The sequence below is a fragment of the Burkholderia sp. Ac-20353 genome (assembly GCF_017104785.1).
Classification (GTDB): Bacteria; Pseudomonadota; Gammaproteobacteria; order Burkholderiales; family Burkholderiaceae; genus Burkholderia.
Window position 1 is genome coordinate 76,449 of sequence record NZ_JAAGPL010000014.1, and the last position, 17,837, is coordinate 94,285.

Here is a 17,837-nt window from a genome sequence, read left to right on the forward strand (position 1 = left end):
GTTAGTCTGATCGAGACAACAGCGAACCCAATGCCAAGCGGATACGGTCCCCCCTTTCGCGCCCGTAGTCAATAGTCAAGAGCCCGAAGGGATGTTGAAGAACCATAAAAAAAACCGCCGGCGAACCGGCGGCAATCCCGTTATATGGAAACCGTGTTCGGTCTCCGGCAACACGTCTGTTCCATCACTTCGCCGTCGGCATCGCGAACTCGGCACCCTTCTCGATGCTCTCGGGCCAGCGCTGCATGATCGACTTCTGCTTCGTATAGAAACGCACGCCTTCCTCGCCGTACGCGTGCATGTCGCCGAACAGGCTGCGCTTCCAGCCGCCAAAGCCGTGCCACGCCATCGGCACCGGAATCGGCACGTTGATGCCGACCATCCCCACGTCGATCAGGCGGCCGAATTCGCGTGCCACGTGGCCGTCGCGCGTGAAGCATGCGACGCCGTTGCCGAACTCGTGCGCATTGATCAGCTCGACCGCGTCGGCGAAGTCCTTCACGCGCACGCATGCGAGCACCGGGCCGAAGATCTCTTCCTTGTAGATGCGCATGTCGGGCGTGACATGATCGAACAGCGTGCCGCCCGTGAAGAAGCCTTCCTCGCGTCCCGGCACCTTCAGGCCGCGGCCGTCCACCACGAGTTGCGCGCCCTCTTCCACACCGGTCGCGATGTAGCCTTCGATGCGCTCCAGCGCCTGGCGCGTCACGACGGGCCCCATTTCCGCATCGGCTTCCATGCCGTCCTTCACGCGCAGCGCGCGGGCACGCTCGGCGAGGATCGGAACGATCCGGTCGGCGACGTCGCCAACCAGCACCGCAACCGAGATCGCCATGCAGCGCTCGCCGGCCGATCCGTACGCGGCGCCGATCAACGCGTCCACGGCCTGGTTGAGGTCCGCGTCCGGCATCACGACCAGATGGTTCTTCGCGCCGCCGAGCGCCTGCACGCGCTTGCCGTGCCGCGCGCCCGTCTCGTAGATGTAGCTCGCGATCGGCGTCGAGCCGACGAAGCTCACCGCCTTCACGTCACGATGGGTGATCAGCGCATCCACCACAGTCTTGTCGCCCTGCACGACGTTGAACACGCCATTGGGCAGGCCGGCCTGCTTCAGCAGCTCCGCGATGAACAGCGCCGCCGACGGATCGCGCTCGCTCGGCTTCAGCACGAACGTATTGCCCGCGGCGATCGCGACCGGGAACATCCAGCACGGCACCATGCACGGGAAATTGAACGGCGTGATGCCCGCGACGACGCCGAGCGGCTGACGCGTCGTCCAGTTGTCCATGCCCGTCGACACCTGCTCCGTGTAGTCGCCCTTCAGCAGTTGCGGGATGCCGCACGAGAACTCGATCACGTCGATGCCGCGTGCCACCTCGCCCTGCGCATCGGAGAAAACCTTGCCGTGCTCCGCGGTGATGATCGCGGCGAGCTCGTCGCGATGCCGGTTCATCAGTTCGAGAAAGCGCAGCATCACGCGTGCGCGGCGGATCGGCGGCGTGTTGCTCCAGGCCGGGAACGCCGCCTTCGCGCTCGCGACAGCCGCGTCGACGTCGGCCACCTCGCCGAGCAGCAGCGTGCGCGTCGCTGCGCCGGTCGCCGGATTGAAGATCGGCTGGGTACGCGTACCCGTGCCGTCCGTGCGTTCACCGTGGATGAAATGACCGACGTTCGCGCTGTCCTGGTAAGCCTGCATGCCGTCCTCCTGTTGATGATTTGCGATGGAGGCAGTTTAGGAAGCGCGCGACGGTCTGCAAAGGTGCTATCGTTGAATTCATTGTTTTCAAACGTGAACAATCAGTCTATGGATATCCAGAACGCCGAAAACCTGTGGACGCATCTGCACTGGCTCACGATGCTCGCCGAACAGGGCAGCTACACCGCGACGGCCGCGCGGCTCGGCGTCAGCAAGGCGGCCGTGAGCCAGCGGATCGCGGAACTGGAGCGCGCCGCCGGCATTTCCCTCGTGCAGCGCACGACCCGCAGCGTCCGGCTGACGGAGGCCGGGCAGCAGCTCGTCGAGGATACGCGCAGCCATTACGCGCAGATCGCAGCGAGCTTCGCGAACGTTCGCGAGCTCGCGGGCGTTGTGCGCGGGCAGCTGCGCGTCACGGCGCCCGTCGCGTTCGCCCGGCAACAGCTCGTGCCGAAACTGCCCGCGTTCCTGAAGGCTCATCCGGCCGTGCGCGTGCAGCTCGAGGTATCCGACCGGCTCGTGTCGCTCGCGGCCGAGGGCTTCGATCTCGCGATCCGCCACAGTGCGGAGGCGCCCGACACATGCGTCGCGTGGAAGCTGTGCGAAACGCGTTCGGTGATCGTTGCGACGCGCGCGTACCTGCGCCGGCGCGGCACGCCGGCCAGGCCGGAGGATCTCGCCGGCCACGATTGCCTGTCCTATCCGCGCTCCGCGGGCGCGGCAGCGTGGTCGTTCGAGCGCAAGGCGCCACGCAAAACGCCATCCGGCATGGCGGAGGAGCGGGTCGTGCTGCCGGTGAACGGTCCGTTTTCCGCGAACAACAGCGAAGCGCTGCGCGACGCGGCGCTCGACAGCCTCGGCATTGCGTTGCTGCCCGATTTCACCGCGCAAGCCGCGGTGCAGGCCGGCAAGCTCGTGCAGCTGTTGCCGGACTGGCGCATTACCGGCACGTTCGCCGAGCAGCTCTACGTGCTGAGACCTTACGCAACGCATGTGCCGCGCGCGGTCGGCCTGTTCGTGAGCCATCTGCGCGAATGCTTCGCGCAGGGGTTTCCGCTGTAGCCTGCGAGTCGACAAGACCACGCTCGTCGGTCGGCGTGAGAGGTGTGGATGAGTCGCATCCACGCCATGGAAGGACCGCACGACAAATTAAAAAAAGAGCGGCCGAGGCCGCTCAAGCGTGGGTACATCTGCCAACACATAATGTGCGAGACGCACGCGCACACCATAACAGCTTCACGCTTCATCTCCAAAATTCAATCCATCAACAATTATTTTTTGATATCGAAATAATCGCAGCGGCTGGCAGAAAAGACAAAGAAATGTGGCGGATCAGGCCTGCGCGTATTCACGATGTGCTCATGTCGTCCTTCGAAATTTGTAATTGGCCTATTTGCAATGGGGATTGTCATATTGAAAAAGACAATGTGCACCATTCCCGTGACAATGCGCACCATCCCCGTGCGCCCTCTTGTGCGGAAGGCTGTGTCCTTTTCGACACAAAACAGATTTGCGTTTTTTTGCAACGGAAATGTGTCTAGGTAATCTCCGTCAGTTCGCGCAACCACATGCAACTGTGTAAAAAAGGAGATGACATGAAACGCACGACTTTATCGATCCTCTCGCTCGCGTCGTTCGCGGTGGCGGGTGTCGCGCACGCCCAGACGAGCGTGACGCTGTACGGCACGATCGATACCTCGCTCACGTACGTGAATCACGCCGACGGCGCAAAGAATCTGTGGGCACTCGGCAACAGCAGCGCGGGCAACCTGTCCGGCAGCCGCTGGGGCATCAAGGGCGCCGAGGATCTCGGCGGCGGCCTGCAAGCCATCTTCCAGTTGGAGAACGGCTTCAATCCGAGCACCGGCGGCCTCGGCCAGGGTAACCGCATGTTCGGGCGGCAGGCCTTTGTTGGCCTCGCCAGCAACCCGTACGGCACGGTTACGCTGGGGCGTCAGTACGATCCGCTGATCGACCTCGTGCAGCCGATCACCGCCGACAACTACTTCGGCAGTGCGTTCGCGACCGCAGGCGATGTCGACAACTACGACAACAGCTTCCGCGTCGACAATGCGGTCAAGTACACGTCGCCCGTGTTTGCCGGCCTGCAGTTCGCCGCGATGTACTCGCTTGGCGGTGTGGCGGGCAGCACCGGCTCGAAGCAGTCGTATTCGGCGGCAGTGGCATACAACAACGGCCCGCTGAGCCTCGCAGGCGGCTACTTCTACGCAGCGAACGCGAACCCGACGGCCGGCGACCGCACGACGTGGTCGAGCACGTCTGACGGCACGTTCAACGGCGCGATCAACACGGGCTACCAGACCGCGCATTCGATCGGTATCGCGCGCGCCGCGGGTCAGTATGTGTTCGGCGCGTTCACTGTCGGTGCTGGCTACAGCAATGCGCAATACCGCCGCGATGGCGCTTCGGTGTTTGCAAAGAACGAGCACTACAACACCGCGCAAGGCTTTTTGAACTACCAGGCATCACAGGCGCTGCTGCTGGGTGTCGGCTACAGCTACACGAAGTCGGGCGGGGATAGCGCGGCGAACTACCACCAGGCGTCGCTCGGCGCCGACTATAACCTGTCGAAGCGCACGGACGTGTACATGACGGCCGCGTATCAGCACGCGAGCGGGGAGACTGCCGACGGCGCAGGCGGCAGGACGCCGGCACAGGCATCGATCGGCTCGTACGGTTATAGCGGCACGAAGTCCCAGACGATGGTGAATCTGGGCCTGCGCCACCGGTTCTGATCGTCATCTGCCTGCCGCCGTACCCACAGGCAAAACGGCCCGGTCCGCATCGAAGCGAACCGGGCCGTCGTCCGGCAAGTGCCTGCGCGACGGCTCGATCGAGTCGAACGCCGCGTCGGCAAAATCGCCGCTACTTACATTGCGCCGCCTTGAGCCGAAGCCGAGCCCTTCACGCCGACCGACGCGCCGCCCTGAACTGCTGCAGCCGTGCCGTCGAGCGCTTCGCCGGCCTTCGCCTTCGCGCCGCCGACAACGTCGCCCGCCGTCGACATCGCGCCTTCCGCGTGATTCTTCGCCGCGCCTGCAACGTGCTTCACGTGCTGCTTCGCCGAATGGACGGCCGACTTCGTCGTGTCCTTCGCGGCTTCAGCGGCCGAACCCACCGCGTTCGTCGCACCGCCAGCCACGTTGCCGGCCGCTGCGCCGACACCACCGACCGCCTTGCCGACGCCGTTCACCGCGCCGCCGACGAGATTGCCTGCGCCCGTTCCCGTACCTGCAGCGTTCGCGCCGGCACCTGCCTGCGCATTGACGCCGAGAACCGGCGTCTGGACGTTGAGGCCGGCCGAGCCCTGTGCACCCGTCTGGGCGGTCTGCGCAAAAGCAGCCGACGTAGCAAACGCCGTCAGCGCGGCACCGAGCAGCATCGTACGAATCTTGTTCATGGTTTTCTCCCCAAAGACATTGTTGGTACCGGCCGCATCGGCGGCCTGTCGCGTTCCTCGCCGCACCGTGCGGCAGGTGAAGCCACTGTAGCGGGCCTCGCACCGGAAATCCGCGATTCTTGAGGACTGTTACGCTCGTTGCAAATGCTGACGAATGACTCACGTTGTTTGACAGTTGACCCCTTGCATTCGGCGATCACCTGAGCAATGGAAACGCCGGCAACTTGTCTGCCATTGAATCGCAATCGAGCTGTCATGTCGGTCGTCGGCAGATGACCAACGATTTGACCGAGCTCACTTCAGCCAGCGAAATCAACCACTGATGCCATCCAGATCCGCATGAATTCGCGTTGCGTCGTACCGGCGCGACGCGGCGCGACCATCGTCGGACTCACTGCCTATTCTCGCTTTCCCGAGCTTGTGCTGCGGCACACGGGCTCAACGACATCCGGAATCGCCGCGCGCCACACTATCCACAATTTCACTGGACAACCGTGTGGAAAACCCGCCGCTTTCCTTGCCGCACAAGGCTTCGATCGCCATGCTCAAAGAACAGGCAACCGAAGCAAACCATTCATCGAGCTTGCGCGCGAGACCACGCTGCGCGATTCGAAAGCAGCGCCAGCCCGGAACCGAACCCAATGCCTAGCACGCCCTCGCACGGGAAACGTCGATATAAATCTCCCGCAAGCGTTGAGCCACCGGCCCTACCCGGCCATCGCCAATTGCCTTGCCGTCAATCGTCACGACAGACTGCACCAGCACCCCCGCACTGGTAACGAATACTTCCTTTGCCTCGAGTGCCTCGGCTACGCTGAACAGTCGTTCTTCGATGCGAATGTCCCGCTCGGCGGCAAGCTGAACGACGGCCTTGCGCGTGCAGCCCTGCAAGATCGCGCTGAAGTTTGGTCGCGTTACCAAAATACCTTCGGTGTTCAGAATAAATACCGAAGACGACGCACCCTCGGTGATAAAGCCATCATCGTCGACCATGATCGCTTCCTGACAGCCCGCCCTCGCTGCCTCCTGCCTGACGAGCACTTGTGCGAGAAGCGAGATGCTCTTGATGTCTCGCCGCAACCAGCGGATATCGCGCACTGTCTTCGCCGCGATCCCCGCTCTCGCCTCCCGCGTATCGATCAGGTTCTTCGCCGTTGTGAAAATGATCAGCGACGCCTGCATGCCTTCGGGATAGGCAAAGTTACGCTCGGGCGCAACCCCACGAGTGACCTGCAGATAAACAGCACCCTCGACCAATGCATTGCGAGCAATCGCTTCCTTCATCAGCGCGGCAATGCGCTCCGGCGTCTCCGGCAACTCCAGCTCGATTTCACGTGTCGAGCGTTGCAGGCGAGCCAGATGGATCTCACTATCGACGATCTTTCCATCGAGCACAGCGCAAACTTCGTAACTACCATCCGCAAACAGAAAGCCTCGATCAAAAATTGATACCTGCGCTTCCGCGTATGGAAGAAACGAGCCATTCACATAGGCGATCCCGGTCACTTGCATTTCTCCTTTTCTATTGCCATTGAATTCGAATATCTACCGTCGGATGAGAACGCATCCGCCGATCAGAAACGCTGCCCCGACGAACCGGGAAAGATCGATCGGTCGTGCGGGGATCCCCAACCATCCGAAATGGTCGATCGCCACCGACGTCAGCATCTGGCCGGTAACGAGCAGGACCATGAAAGTCGCGGCCCCGAGCTGTGGAACAAGGTAGATGGCAAGCGCGATGAAGATCGCGCCAAACATCCCGCCGCTGTATGCCCACAGTGGAATACGTCCCGCTACGGCCATCGAAGGAACGGGATTGCGCAGGGCCACCGCCAGCAGCGCCATGCAGGCCACGCCGACGATATAGCTGACGAAGCCCGACCATGCGGCCGAACTCAGTGCCGCGCGGAGGTTTGCATTCAACACCTGCTGGACGGTGACGCTGGCCCCGGCCAGGACGGCAAGAATCAGAAAGAAGAGCGCGTTTTGCATTGACGTTTTCGGTTTCCAGAATCAATACGGGGATTTGACGACACGGCTATCCATGTCGTCAAATGCCGTAAATCACGTTATCCATGCAAATCAGGCATCATGAATCCAGCCCATATCGACCTGTTTCGTGCCGTCATGCGCCATGGTGGAATGACGAGGGCAGCGGAAGCGCTCGGCATGGGCCAGCCCCATGTCAGTCGAGCGATTGCGCAGCTCGAAGCGGATCTTGGCTTTCCGCTGTTCATACGCGGGCATGGAGCCGCATTGCCGACAAAAGAGGGCATCGCTTTCTCGCGCGAAGTCGACCGGACCTATGCCGGGCTCGATCAGCTTCGGCACGCCGCGCGCCAGATACGTGAAATAGGAACCGGCTCGTTACGCGTGGCATGCCAGCCATCGTTGGCCTCCAGGTTCGTGCCACGTGCCATCCGGCAGTTGGGTTGCGCACATCCCGGTGTACGCGTGTCACTTCACGTGCCCAACCCCGACACGATCTGGTCACTGGTTTCGACCGGGCAGTGCGACCTTGGCCTCGTACGGCCGCGCTCCGGCTATGCAGGCGTCGCGTGCGAAGCATTCCTTACGGTCGATGCGGTGTGCGCGCTACCGCGTCGGCACGCATTGGCTCGCAAACGGACGATCAGCGTATCCGATCTTGCGGACGTCCCTTTGATCGCGGGTGCCCCAGGGGCTTTTCAGCAGGCGGTCGACGCGTCATTTGCAAGCGCCGGTATCGAGCCACGCTTTTCCCTGATGGCGCAGTACACGGCAGCGCGGTGCGGCCTGGTGGCGGAAGGGTTGGGCGTCGCCATCGTCGACCCGCTGGCCGCTCGTGACCTGACCGGGTTGCCCATCGTGCTGCGGCCCTTCCGGCCTCGTTTGCCCATTGAAACGGTGCTGATCCGACCGGGCGGCATGCCGCCCGACAGCCTCACGGAACGCTTCATCGACCTTCTGAGAGCCGAGCGCGATGATGTGGCGACATCATTCGATTCCGGCGCGGACATCGCGTAGATCGCGTTGAATATTCTCATCACTTTCGGACGCATTGATCAGAGGGAAGCCGTTGCCCGGCGTCATCTATCCGCATTCGACTGCGTGCCCGATCGAGTGCCGACTCGATTCGCTCACTAGGGAAAATACTGACTCATCCTTACAAGAATTTTTTTGATGATGTCAAAAACCTGTATATCCTGACGTTTCAGGCTGACGTAAATCTTTCAATTCGCGTGACGACGCCTTTATTGCTGCGCAGCAAAATGCTTTTGCCGGATGCAGCCGTCATCTCGAAGATCGAAATGCGTGCCCTGTTCGTATCAACGGGTGTTCAATACTTTCAACAACCCAGTCGAGTGCAATCGTGAAAGTCCGTGGCCCTATGGTGAGATGGGATCGAGGCGATGCGCGTAGCCTGCGCAGCGCGGCATCCCCTTCCGACGGCAGTTGCGGCCGGCATCGTCCTCGCCTGCATCTGTCGATCTACACCATCCTGTCCCGTCGTTCCGTTCGACGTCACAACGCCGTCTCCGCGCGCGCATTCGTTGCGATCCATACCGACGACGTGGCGTCACTGCTGCCGTAGCGCCTCGTTTCTCTTTCTGTCGTCGATTCCGCCCGCATCCCGTCCGCCGCGCACCGTTTGACTGGTGACCGGTGACGGATTGCGCTCGCGTGTTCATTGCCGCACACAGCGCCAAATCACGAGCGCGTGACGGCACATCAACTGCATGCCGCCACCCGCATCAAATACGGAAACTCCCATCATGCGTATTCGAACGCTTCGCCGCGCCGTCTCTACCGCCGCATTCGTGTCATTCTCCGGCGCCGCATCCCTCTCCTGCGTGCCGGCCTACGCGGCCGGCGAGCTGAACATCTACAACTGGTCCGATTACATCGCACCGGACACGATCCCGAACTTCCAGAAGCAAACCGGCATCCACGTCCGCTACGACAACTACGACAGCGACGACACGCTGCAGGCGAAACTGATGTCGGGCAATTCGGGCTACGACATCGTCGTGCCGACGTCGAACTACATGGCCAAGCAGATCCAGGCTGACGTGTTCCGGAAGCTGGACAAGACGAAGCTGTCGAATCTGTCGAACCTCGATCCGCTGCTGATGAAGATGGTTGCCGACGCCGATCCGGGCAACCAGTACGGCGTGCCGTGGGCATACGGCACCGACGGCATCGGCTACAACGTGCAGGCGGTGAAGAAAGTGCTCGGTGACAAGGCGCCCGTCGACAGCTGGTCGCTGGTCTTCGATCCGGCCAACATGGCGAAGCTGAAGAGCTGCGGCGTGTCGTTCCTCGATCAGGCCGTCGACGTGTTCGCCGCGACGCTGCAGTACATGGGCAAGGACCCGAACAGCACGAACCCGGCCGACTATCGCGCCGCGTACGACGTGCTCAAGAAGGTGCGTCCGTACATCACGCAGTTCAACTCGTCGGGCTACATCAACGATCTCGCCAACAACGACCTTTGCGTCGCGTTCGGCTACTCGGGCGACGTCGGCATCGCGCACCGCCGTACCGCTGAAGCGAAACGTCCGTACGAGGTCCGGTTCGCGAATCCGAAGGAAGGCGGCCTGCTGTGGTTCGACATGATGGTGATCCCGAAGGACGCGCCGAATCAGGACGCCGCGCTGAAGTGGATCAACTACAGCCAGGATCCGAAGGTCAATGCGGCGATCACGAACTCGGTGTTCTATCCGACCGCGAACAAGGCGGCGCGCCAGTATGTGAATCCGGCGATCGCACGCGATCCGGCCGTGTATCCGTCCGACGACGTGCTCAGCAGGATGACACTGCTGAAACCCGTGTCGCCCGAGATTCGCCGGCTGCAGAACCGCTTGTGGGCGCAACTGAAGACGGGGCGTTGAGCGGCAGCATGCCGTACACTACGCGTTCTCCCGATCGCTCCAAGGAAAGCCCCGTGTACTCGTCCACCTTCATCTTCAAGGCCGGTCAATACGACGACGAATTTCATCGTCTCGACCAGCAGATCGCCGAAGCGGCACGCGCGATTCCGGGGTATCTCGGCGAGGAAACCTGGGAGAACGCGGGTACCGGACTGATCCAGAACATCTACTACTGGGAATCCGAGGAAGCGCTGACGCAACTGATCCGGCATCCGTCGCACCTCGACGCGAAGTCGAAGCAGGCCCGTTGGCTGGACGGCTACCGGGTCGTCATCGCGAAGGTGATCCGGGAATACGGCGACGGCGGGCTGGCCCGGCAGAATCCGGGCCAGCCCGCCTGATCGGAACGGCAAGCACGACCGGCAATTGGACGAAATCTGACGAAGCGCAATCGCATGCGAATTGCCGTCACCCGTTTCAACACATCGAGAACATCGAGGACCCGATGACGACAACGACCGATGACACGGCCACCGTAGTTCGGGAATTCTGGCGCCTGATGGCGACGAACGATTTCCACGCGGTGAAGGCCGTGCTTTCCGAAGACTTCGTGCTCGAATGGCCGCAGTCGAACGAGCGCATCCGGGGCGGCGACAATTTTGCGCGACTGAACGCTGCGTATCCGGCCGACGGGTTGTGGTCGTTCACGATCAACCGGATCGTCGCCGGCGAACGGGATGCCACGTCGGACGTGTCGGTCACGGACGGCGTCGCCCGTGCTCGGGCCATCACGTTCTTTTCCGTCGAAAACCGGACGATCACGAAGATCGTCGAGTTCTGGCCCGAACCGTACGACGCGCCGTTCGACCGCTCGCAGTTCGTCGAACGGCTGGACTGATCGACGCAACTCACCGCACGCGAATCGCACGCGAACTGCAACGCCGGTCGCGGCACGCCGCCAGCCGATCCGTTCAACGTTCTCGACGCGCTACCGCCCCCGCTCTGCCCCGCCGTTGATCTGCAGGATCTGCGCGGTCACATGTGCGCCAGCGGGCGACGCGAGCCAGCCGATCGTGCCCGCGATATCGTCCGGCGTGCCCGCGCGGCGGTTCATCGCCTCCGCGACCTTGCCGGCCCGCTGCTCCGGCGGCAGCGCGGCGCCGAAAAATTCGGTGTCCTCTACATAGCCGGGCGCGACCGCGTTGACCGTGATGCCACGAGGCCCGACGCGCTTCGCGAGGTCGTAGCAATACGGATGAAGCGCGGCCTTCGACGCGCCGTAGCAACCATGCCCCGACCCGCGGTACGCGGCAATCGAACTGATGAACACGATGCGGGCGCCCGGCGCGCGCAGCCGGTCGACCAGCGCCTCGGTCAGCAGCACGGCCGACAGCGTATTGAGGCCGAAATTGTCGGACCATCTGCGCGCGACGCCGGCGAGCCCGTCCGCGTAGTGTGCTTCCGGAAACAGCCTCTGCACGTTCCCGCCGGCCGCATTGACGACCACGTCGATCGCGTCGAACCGTTCGACCAGCGACGCGCGCACGCGCTCGACCTGGTCGGGCGCGCTCAGATCCGCGGACAGCGCGAGCGCTGCCGGTGCGTCCGGATACGCGCGTCCGATCGCGTCCACCGCCTGTGCGAGCACGCTTGCGCGCCGCCCGATCACGACCACCTGCGCACGCTGCGCGGCGAAATTCTTTGCCGTGGCGAGACCGATGCCCGTCCCGCCGCCGCTCACAACGACGACTTGCTCCATTTCACTCTCCCGATCGATTGCGTGAAGAAACCTGCCACTGCGCGGCCGACGACCCAAGCGCGCTCGCCGGGTGTTGCCACCAGACCGGCGCGCCGTCGATCTGCACCGGTGGCACGAGCCGGCGCGCCGGCCCCCATGAAGTGTGTTCGACGTGCGCGGCAAGATCAGCGGGCCCGTCCGGCACGAGCGGCGCGCACGCCGTCGCCGGGTACGCAGCGAGCAAGCGCGCCGTCCGCGCGAGCGACGCGCGAGCCACCGATCCGACGCCGTGCCGCACGCGTTCGGTCAACCCGCGGATCACCGCCGCGGCCATCAGGTAGCCCGTTGCGTGGTCAACGGCCTGCACCGGCAACTGCACCGGTTGATCGGTGCCCATCGCACGCATCCCGAATTCCGCGATGCCCGTGCTCATCTGGACGATGCTGTCGAACCCGCGCCGCCCGGACCAGGGGCCCTGCCAGCCGTACGCATCGAGCGACACGTCCACGATCGCCGGATTCAGCTGCCTTCTCGTCTCCGCGTCGAAGCCGAGACGCGCCAGCGCGTCGGCACGATAGCCATGAACGACGACGTCCGCGCCGCGCAGCAATTGTTCCAGCGTCGCGCGCCCCGCGTCGTCCTTCAGGTCGAGCCGCGCGCAGCGTTTGCCGAGCACGACTTCCGGTATGAGGCCCGGCTCTTCCCAGCCATACGGATCGATCCGCAACACGTCGGCGCCGAGGCCGGCCAGGAAGCGGGTCGCGACGGGCCCCGCGAGCACGCGCGTCAGGTCGAGCACGCGAATGCCGGCGAGCGGCCGATCCGCGTTCGGCTGCCAGCCGCTGTCGACGACGTCCGTGCGCATCGTGCGATACAGCAGCGGCTCGGCCGCGACGGCCTGCCCTTGCGGATGCGCGGACCATTCGTCCATCGTATGCATCGCGGCCGCGCAACCGCCGTGCTCGACGATCGCCGTTTCGAGCGCGCCGGCATCCCAATGCGTGATCGCGTCCGCGACCGACTGCGCGTCCGCGCGACAGCCGAGCACGCTCAACGCGGCGTCACGATGGTGCGGCGCGTTGGTGTGCAGCCGGATCCAGCGATCCCGCGCGCGATAGTTTCCGGCGATCGGATCCCATTGCGGCGGAAGCGTCCATCCATCCGGGCGCAGCGACGTGCCGAACCAGAGTGACGCCAGGCGTCGATCGACACGCACCGCGGGCACGTGCCCCGTTCCTGTAGACAGCAACTCGGCGGCCGCAACGCCCGCGGCACTGATCGCGGCGGTCGCGAGATCGGACACGCGAAACGCGGAAACGAGATCACCGGAACCGGTCAGTTCGATCGCCCGCAGGTATTGCGGGTCACCGTCCACGGCATGCCAGAATTCCGACAAGATACGGAATACCGTATCGCTGCCATCGGCAAGAGTCGTTTGAGTCTGTTCTTCGGCGTACATGATGCCCTCGGGTGGGTTGAGTACGCCTAAGATCGTTTTGCTCGCTTTAGTTGTCAACGTTGATTATCCTGATCAACCCGTCGCTCGATCGGTGCGCAATCATGCCGGATTACCTGAACTCGACCGAAGCAGCGGCCCGCCTCGGCGTGTCGCGTCAGACGCTCTATGCGTACGTCAGTCGCGGCCTGCTGCGCGCCGACGGCACCGGCAACCAGCGCGAGAGCCGGTATCTCGCGAGCGACGTCGAACGTCTCGCCGAGCAGCGTGCGCGCGGCCGCAAGCCGAAGGAAGTCGCGCGGGCGGCGCTCGACTGGGGCACGCCTGTGCTCGAATCGTCGATCACGTTGATCGAAGGCGGCCGGCTGTCCTATCGCGGCGTCGACGCGCTGAGCCTTGCAGCGTCCGCGAGCTTCGAAGCGGTCGCTGCGCTTCTGTGGCAATGCGAAGAGACGACCGCATTCGGCGATCGCGCGCCACCGTCGTCCGCTGCGCTGCCTGCATTGATGAAGCGCTATGCAGGCCGACGTGCTGAGGAATCCTTGCTTCCGCTGTTCACCGTCGCGAGCGAAGACGCGCCGACGGCGATCTGGCAGCAATCCGCGCAACGGCAGGCGCAGGGCTGCGCGGACCTCGTGCGCATCATGGCCGCGTGCCTGCTCGGCACCCGGCCCGACACCGCGCCGATACACCTGCAATGCGCACGCGCATGGGGCGTCGACCGGCGCGGCGCCGAATTGATCCGGATGGCGCTCGTGCTCTGCGCGGACCACGAACTGAACGCATCGAGCTTCACGGCCCGCTGCATCGCGTCGACGGACGCGAGCCTGCGCGCGGCCGTCATCGGCGGGCTTGCGGGATTGACGGGCGGACGGCACGGCGCAACCACGGCGCGCGGCGAAGCGATGTGGGACGAGTTCGGTGACGACGACATCGAGCGCAGGATGCGCGAGCGCCTGTCGCGCGGCGACGATTTGCCGGGGTTCGGCCACCCGCTCTATCCCGATGGCGACGTGCGGGCCGTCGCGCTACTGTCGCGCGTGCTGCCGAGTCATCCGAAATGGCGGACCCTCGTCGACCTGGGGACGTCGCTCGTCGGGCAGAAACCGTCCGTGGATTTCGCGCTCGTGGCCGTGCGCCGGCATCTGCGGCTTCCGGTAGGTGCCGCGTTCGGGCTGTTCGCGCTCGGCCGCACGGTCGGCTGGATCGCACATGGGCTGGAGCAACGTCAGCATCCTGGGCTGATCCGGCCGCGCGCGATCTATACGGGCGCGCGGCCGGCTGAAACCGATTCGGAGACCACAGGTTCAGGAACGAACCGGTCGCGACGGAAACGCCCGTCGTCGCAACACGGGATTCCGAAGGAAGACGTGCTTGCCGCGCTGTTCAACGCGCGTTAGCACCGCCCCCACAACGGACTCATTCGGAAAACAGCATCACGTGTGCGGAAAGCTCGCAGCCTTTCCAGTACAGGTGATGAAAGCGGCGCTGCATTTCGGCCAGCAGCACATGTTCCGCGCCGCATACTTCGATCAGCACACTCGGATTCTCGTCCTCGACGTCGATATGCGTGATGCTGCCGAATTCGACCGGCATGTACTTGTTCACGAATTCGCGCAGATCGTCATCGCTCGTATCGGGCGGCAAATTGCCGATCAAGAGTCTCATTTTCAGTATTCCTTCCAAATGAAATTCATGCCCGGCGCGCCGGGCATGGTTTGGTCCGACGCCTATCCCATGATGCTGACGCCACCGTCGACGAACATCGTGTTGCCGGTAATGCGCCGCGCATACGGCGTTGCCAGATACGCGCACGCGAACCCGACGTCCATGATGTCGACCAGCTCGCCGAGCGGCGCACGCTCGACCGCCTCGTTGAGCAGCAGATCGAAATCCTTGAGTCCCGATGCCGCACGCGTCTTGAGCGGCCCCGGCGATATCGGATGGACGCGAATGCCGCGCGGGCCGAGTTCGTGCGCCAGATAGCGGCACGTCGCCTCGAGAGCCGCCTTGACGGGCCCCATCAGGTCGTAGTTCGGCACGACCCGGGTCGCGCCCAGATAACTCATCGCGAACAGCGTCCCGCCATCGTCCATCAACGGCACAGCGAGCCGTGCCATCCGGATGAATGAGTGGCACGACACGTCCATGGCCGTTGCGAAGCCCTCGGCCGAGCTGTTGATCAATCCGCCCTGCAGATCCGCCTTCGGCGCAAAAGCAATCGAATGCACGGCAACGTCGAGCCGCCCCCAGGTCGCGCGGATTTCGTCGAACAGTGCCTGCAGCTCGTCCGGCTTCGACACGTCGAGCGGCATCAAAAGCGCGGCGCCGAGCTCCCGCGCGAGCGGCTCGACATACGGCCTCGATTTCTCGTTCACGTAGGTAATCGCCAGTTCCGCGCCCAGCTCGCGGAACGCGCGCGCGCATCCATATGCGATCGAATGTTCGTTCGCGATTCCGGCAATCAGCACTTTGTGGCCCGCTAGCGGCGTATTCCGGTTGTCGTCCATTCAAACCTCGAGTCAGGTCTCAAGTCAGGTCTCGAGCAGGTCGAGCGTGTGCGACGCGATCATCAACTCTTCGTCGGTCGGAATGACCCAGGCCGACACCGCGCTGCCGGGCGTGCTGATGCGCGGCCCGTGGTGCGCGTTCGCGTCCGGATCGAGCGACACGCCGAGCCATGCGGCCGCGCGACAGACGCGTTCGCGTATCGCCGCCGCGTGCTCGCCGATGCCCGCCGTGAACACGATGCTGTCCAGGCCGCCAAGCGCGGCCGCGAGCGATCCGAGCTCGCGCGAAACCCTGTAGCAGAACAGCGCTACCGCCTCCTCCGCCGCCGGATCGCTGCTATCGAGCAGCGTGCGCATGTCGCTGGAAATGCCGGACACGCCGAGCAACCCGGACTGCCGATACAGCAGCGCCTCGATGTCGCGGGCGCCCATATGGTGATGATCCATCAGCCACACGAGCACACCCGGATCGACGGTTCCCGAGCGCGTGCCCATCGGCAATCCCTCGACGGCCGTGAATCCCATCGTGCTCGCGACGCTCTTGCCGTTGGCCAGCGCCGCCATGCTCGCGCCATTTCCCAGGTGCATGACCACCGTCTTGCCGCGCGCCGCCCGTTCGTCGTAACGCGGCAGTACCGAAGCGATGTACTCGTACGACAAGCCATGAAAGCCGTAGCGCCGCACCCCTTGCCGCGTGATCTCGCGCGGCAGCGCAAATTGCGTTGCGACCGCAGGTTGCCCATGGTGGAACGCCGTGTCGAAACAGGCGATCTGCGGCAGATCCGCCTGCCGCTCGGCGACGAGCTTCAACGCAGCCAGGTTGTGCGGCTGGTGCAATGGCGCCAGCGGCACCAGCGTGTCGAGGTTCGCAATGACTTCATCGTCGACGCGAACCGGATTCGCATACAGGCTCCCGCCGTGCACGATGCGATGGCCGATGCCGATTGGCGTATAGCCGGCGGAATGGCTGCGCAGCCAGTCGAACATGAAACCGATCGCGCCGTCATGGCCGAGCCGCGTATCGCGTGGCCAGCGTTTCTCGTCGAGCGTCTCGCCGTGCGCATTGCCGATGCGCACGTGCGGCTCCGTATGGATCTCCTCGAAGTTGCCGTGGCAAATCGGACCGAGCGCGTGGTCGGCCACCGCGAAGACCGAGAATTTGACGCTCGACGAACCTGCGTTGATGACCAGAATGACGTCCATGGTTCACCCGCTCAGTTGGCGACGATGCGCGACGGCGTGCGCCGCCAAAGCGCGACCATCGCGGCGACCGCGCACGACGCGAGCCGTGCGACCACCGAATCGGCGCGGCTCGTGAGGATGACCGGCACGCGCGCGCCGAGCACGACGCCGGCCGCGTCCGCGCCCGCGAGAAACGTCAGGCTTTTCGCGAGCATGTTGCCGGCCTCGAGATTCGGCACGACGAGCACGTTCGCGCGCCCCGCGACGGGCGAATCGATGTGCTTGAGCCCTGCTGCGGCGACGTCGATCGCATTGTCGAGCGCGAGCGGACCGTCGAGCACGCCGCCTTCGATCTGGCGGCGGTCCGCCATCTTGCACAACGCCGCCGCGTCGAGCGTCGACGGCACTTTCGGGTTGACCGTCTCCATCGCGGACAGGATCGCGACCCGCGCGGCGGGAAAGCGCAACGCGTGCGCGAGATCGATCGCGTTCTGCACGATGTCGACCTTCTCTTCGAGCGTGGGCGCGATGTTCACCGCGGCATCCGTGATGATCAGCGGATCGTCGTGGCCCGGCACGTCCATCACGAAGCAGTGGCTGATGCGGCGTGCGGTGCGCAAGCCCGTGTCGCGCGCGACGACGGCGCCCATCAGTTCGTCGGTATGCAGCGAACCTTTCATCAGCGCCTGCGCCCGCCCCTCGTGCACGAGGCGCACCGCGGCGTCGGCAGCCGCATGGCTGTGCGGCGCGTCGACGAGCGGCAGGTTCGAGATGTCGAGCCCGCCTTCGTCCGCGATCGCGCCGATCTTCGCCTGCGGCCCGACCAGAATCGGTGCGATCAGGCCGAGCTGTGCCGCCTCGACCGCGGCGCCGAGCGCGTTGAGGTCGCACGGATGCGCGACGGCGGTCGGCGTGGCCGGCAACGTCTTCGCGAACGCGATCAGGCGTTCGTATTTTTCGCGTTTGTGTTCCATCGTATCC

The 17,837-nt window shown here is 64.1% G+C and carries 18 protein-coding genes; 8 read left to right on the forward strand and 10 right to left on the reverse strand.

Annotated elements, in window-relative coordinates:
• Positions 1-184: 184 nt before the first annotated feature.
• Positions 185-1,696 carry a CoA-acylating methylmalonate-semialdehyde dehydrogenase gene (locus G3N94_RS07140; protein ID WP_205791487.1) on the reverse strand — a complete coding sequence of 504 codons (1,512 nt, stop codon included), beginning with the start codon at positions 1,694-1,696 and terminating at the stop codon, positions 185-187.
• Positions 1,697-1,804: 108 nt separating this feature from the next.
• Here G3N94_RS07140 and G3N94_RS07145 point away from each other — a divergent pair, with 108 nt between their 5' ends.
• Positions 1,805-2,758 carry a LysR family transcriptional regulator gene (locus tag G3N94_RS07145; RefSeq protein WP_205791488.1) on the forward strand — a complete coding sequence of 318 codons (954 nt, stop codon included), beginning with the start codon at positions 1,805-1,807 and terminating at the stop codon, positions 2,756-2,758.
• 533 nt (positions 2,759-3,291) lie between these two features.
• A complete protein-coding gene (locus G3N94_RS07150; protein ID WP_205791489.1) occupies positions 3,292-4,452 on the forward strand; it encodes a porin in 1,161 nt (386 codons plus the stop codon).
• A 134-nt stretch (positions 4,453-4,586) separates the two neighbouring features.
• Here G3N94_RS07150 and G3N94_RS07155 read toward each other — a convergent pair whose 3' ends face one another.
• The 3 genes from G3N94_RS07155 to G3N94_RS07165 form a co-directional block, all read right to left on the reverse strand.
• Positions 4,587-5,117, reverse strand: a complete 531-nt coding sequence (locus tag G3N94_RS07155; RefSeq protein ID WP_205791490.1) for a hypothetical protein — start codon at positions 5,115-5,117, stop codon at positions 4,587-4,589.
• Between the two features lie 645 nt (positions 5,118-5,762).
• A complete protein-coding gene (locus G3N94_RS07160; protein ID WP_205791491.1) occupies positions 5,763-6,623 on the reverse strand; it encodes a D-amino-acid transaminase in 861 nt (286 codons plus the stop codon).
• 39 nt (positions 6,624-6,662) lie between these two features.
• On the reverse strand, positions 6,663-7,109 hold the full coding sequence (locus G3N94_RS07165) for a DMT family transporter (RefSeq protein ID WP_205791492.1): 447 nt from the start codon (positions 7,107-7,109) through the stop codon (positions 6,663-6,665).
• 99 nt (positions 7,110-7,208) lie between these two features.
• Here G3N94_RS07165 and G3N94_RS07170 point away from each other — a divergent pair, with 99 nt between their 5' ends.
• From G3N94_RS07170 to G3N94_RS07185, 5 genes are all read left to right on the forward strand, one after another.
• Positions 7,209-8,123 (forward strand): LysR family transcriptional regulator, encoded by a 915-nt coding sequence (locus G3N94_RS07170; RefSeq protein WP_205791493.1) that lies wholly within the window; start codon positions 7,209-7,211, stop codon positions 8,121-8,123.
• Positions 8,124-8,487: 364 nt separating this feature from the next.
• Positions 8,488-8,691: a hypothetical protein gene (locus G3N94_RS42250; RefSeq protein ID WP_241021652.1), complete on the forward strand. Its 204-nt coding sequence runs from the start codon at positions 8,488-8,490 to the stop codon at positions 8,689-8,691.
• A 181-nt stretch (positions 8,692-8,872) separates the two neighbouring features.
• On the forward strand, positions 8,873-9,991 hold the full coding sequence (locus G3N94_RS07175) for a polyamine ABC transporter substrate-binding protein (protein WP_205791494.1): 1,119 nt from the start codon (positions 8,873-8,875) through the stop codon (positions 9,989-9,991).
• A 53-nt stretch (positions 9,992-10,044) separates the two neighbouring features.
• Positions 10,045-10,371, forward strand: coding sequence for an antibiotic biosynthesis monooxygenase (locus G3N94_RS07180; protein WP_205791496.1), 327 nt, complete (start codon positions 10,045-10,047; stop codon positions 10,369-10,371).
• A gap of 104 nt (positions 10,372-10,475) precedes the next feature.
• Positions 10,476-10,868: a nuclear transport factor 2 family protein gene (locus G3N94_RS07185; RefSeq protein WP_205791498.1), complete on the forward strand. Its 393-nt coding sequence runs from the start codon at positions 10,476-10,478 to the stop codon at positions 10,866-10,868.
• Positions 10,869-10,958: 90 nt separating this feature from the next.
• Here the strand turns inward: G3N94_RS07185 and G3N94_RS07190 are convergent, their stop codons facing one another.
• Together G3N94_RS07190 and G3N94_RS07195 are read right to left on the reverse strand one after the other, a co-directional pair.
• Positions 10,959-11,729, reverse strand: a complete 771-nt coding sequence (locus G3N94_RS07190; RefSeq protein WP_205791500.1) for an SDR family oxidoreductase — start codon at positions 11,727-11,729, stop codon at positions 10,959-10,961.
• A 1-nt stretch (position 11,730) separates the two neighbouring features.
• On the reverse strand, positions 11,731-13,167 hold the full coding sequence (locus G3N94_RS07195) for a CoA transferase (RefSeq protein ID WP_205791502.1): 1,437 nt from the start codon (positions 13,165-13,167) through the stop codon (positions 11,731-11,733).
• Between the two features lie 101 nt (positions 13,168-13,268).
• On the opposite strand from G3N94_RS07195, the gene G3N94_RS07200 reads away from it, so the two are divergent.
• Complete coding sequence (locus G3N94_RS07200; protein WP_205791504.1) at positions 13,269-14,564, forward strand: citrate synthase family protein; 1,296 nt, start codon at positions 13,269-13,271, stop codon at positions 14,562-14,564.
• Positions 14,565-14,583: 19 nt separating this feature from the next.
• On the opposite strand, the gene G3N94_RS07205 is transcribed toward G3N94_RS07200, so the two are convergent.
• The 4 genes from G3N94_RS07205 to G3N94_RS07220 form a co-directional block, all read right to left on the reverse strand.
• Complete coding sequence (locus tag G3N94_RS07205; protein ID WP_205791506.1) at positions 14,584-14,832, reverse strand: RNA-binding protein; 249 nt, start codon at positions 14,830-14,832, stop codon at positions 14,584-14,586.
• 62 nt (positions 14,833-14,894) lie between these two features.
• Entirely contained in the window at positions 14,895-15,674 is a 780-nt protein-coding gene (gene fabI, locus G3N94_RS07210; RefSeq protein ID WP_205791507.1) for an enoyl-ACP reductase FabI, read from the reverse strand.
• A gap of 24 nt (positions 15,675-15,698) precedes the next feature.
• The gene (locus tag G3N94_RS07215) at positions 15,699-16,877 is read right to left on the reverse strand and encodes an acetate/propionate family kinase (protein WP_205791508.1); all 1,179 of its coding nucleotides are present in this window, start codon (positions 16,875-16,877) and stop codon (positions 15,699-15,701) included.
• Positions 16,878-16,888: 11 nt separating this feature from the next.
• Positions 16,889-17,830, reverse strand: a complete 942-nt coding sequence (locus tag G3N94_RS07220) for a phosphate acetyltransferase (protein WP_205791509.1) — start codon at positions 17,828-17,830, stop codon at positions 16,889-16,891.
• Positions 17,831-17,837: the final 7 nt, after the last annotated feature.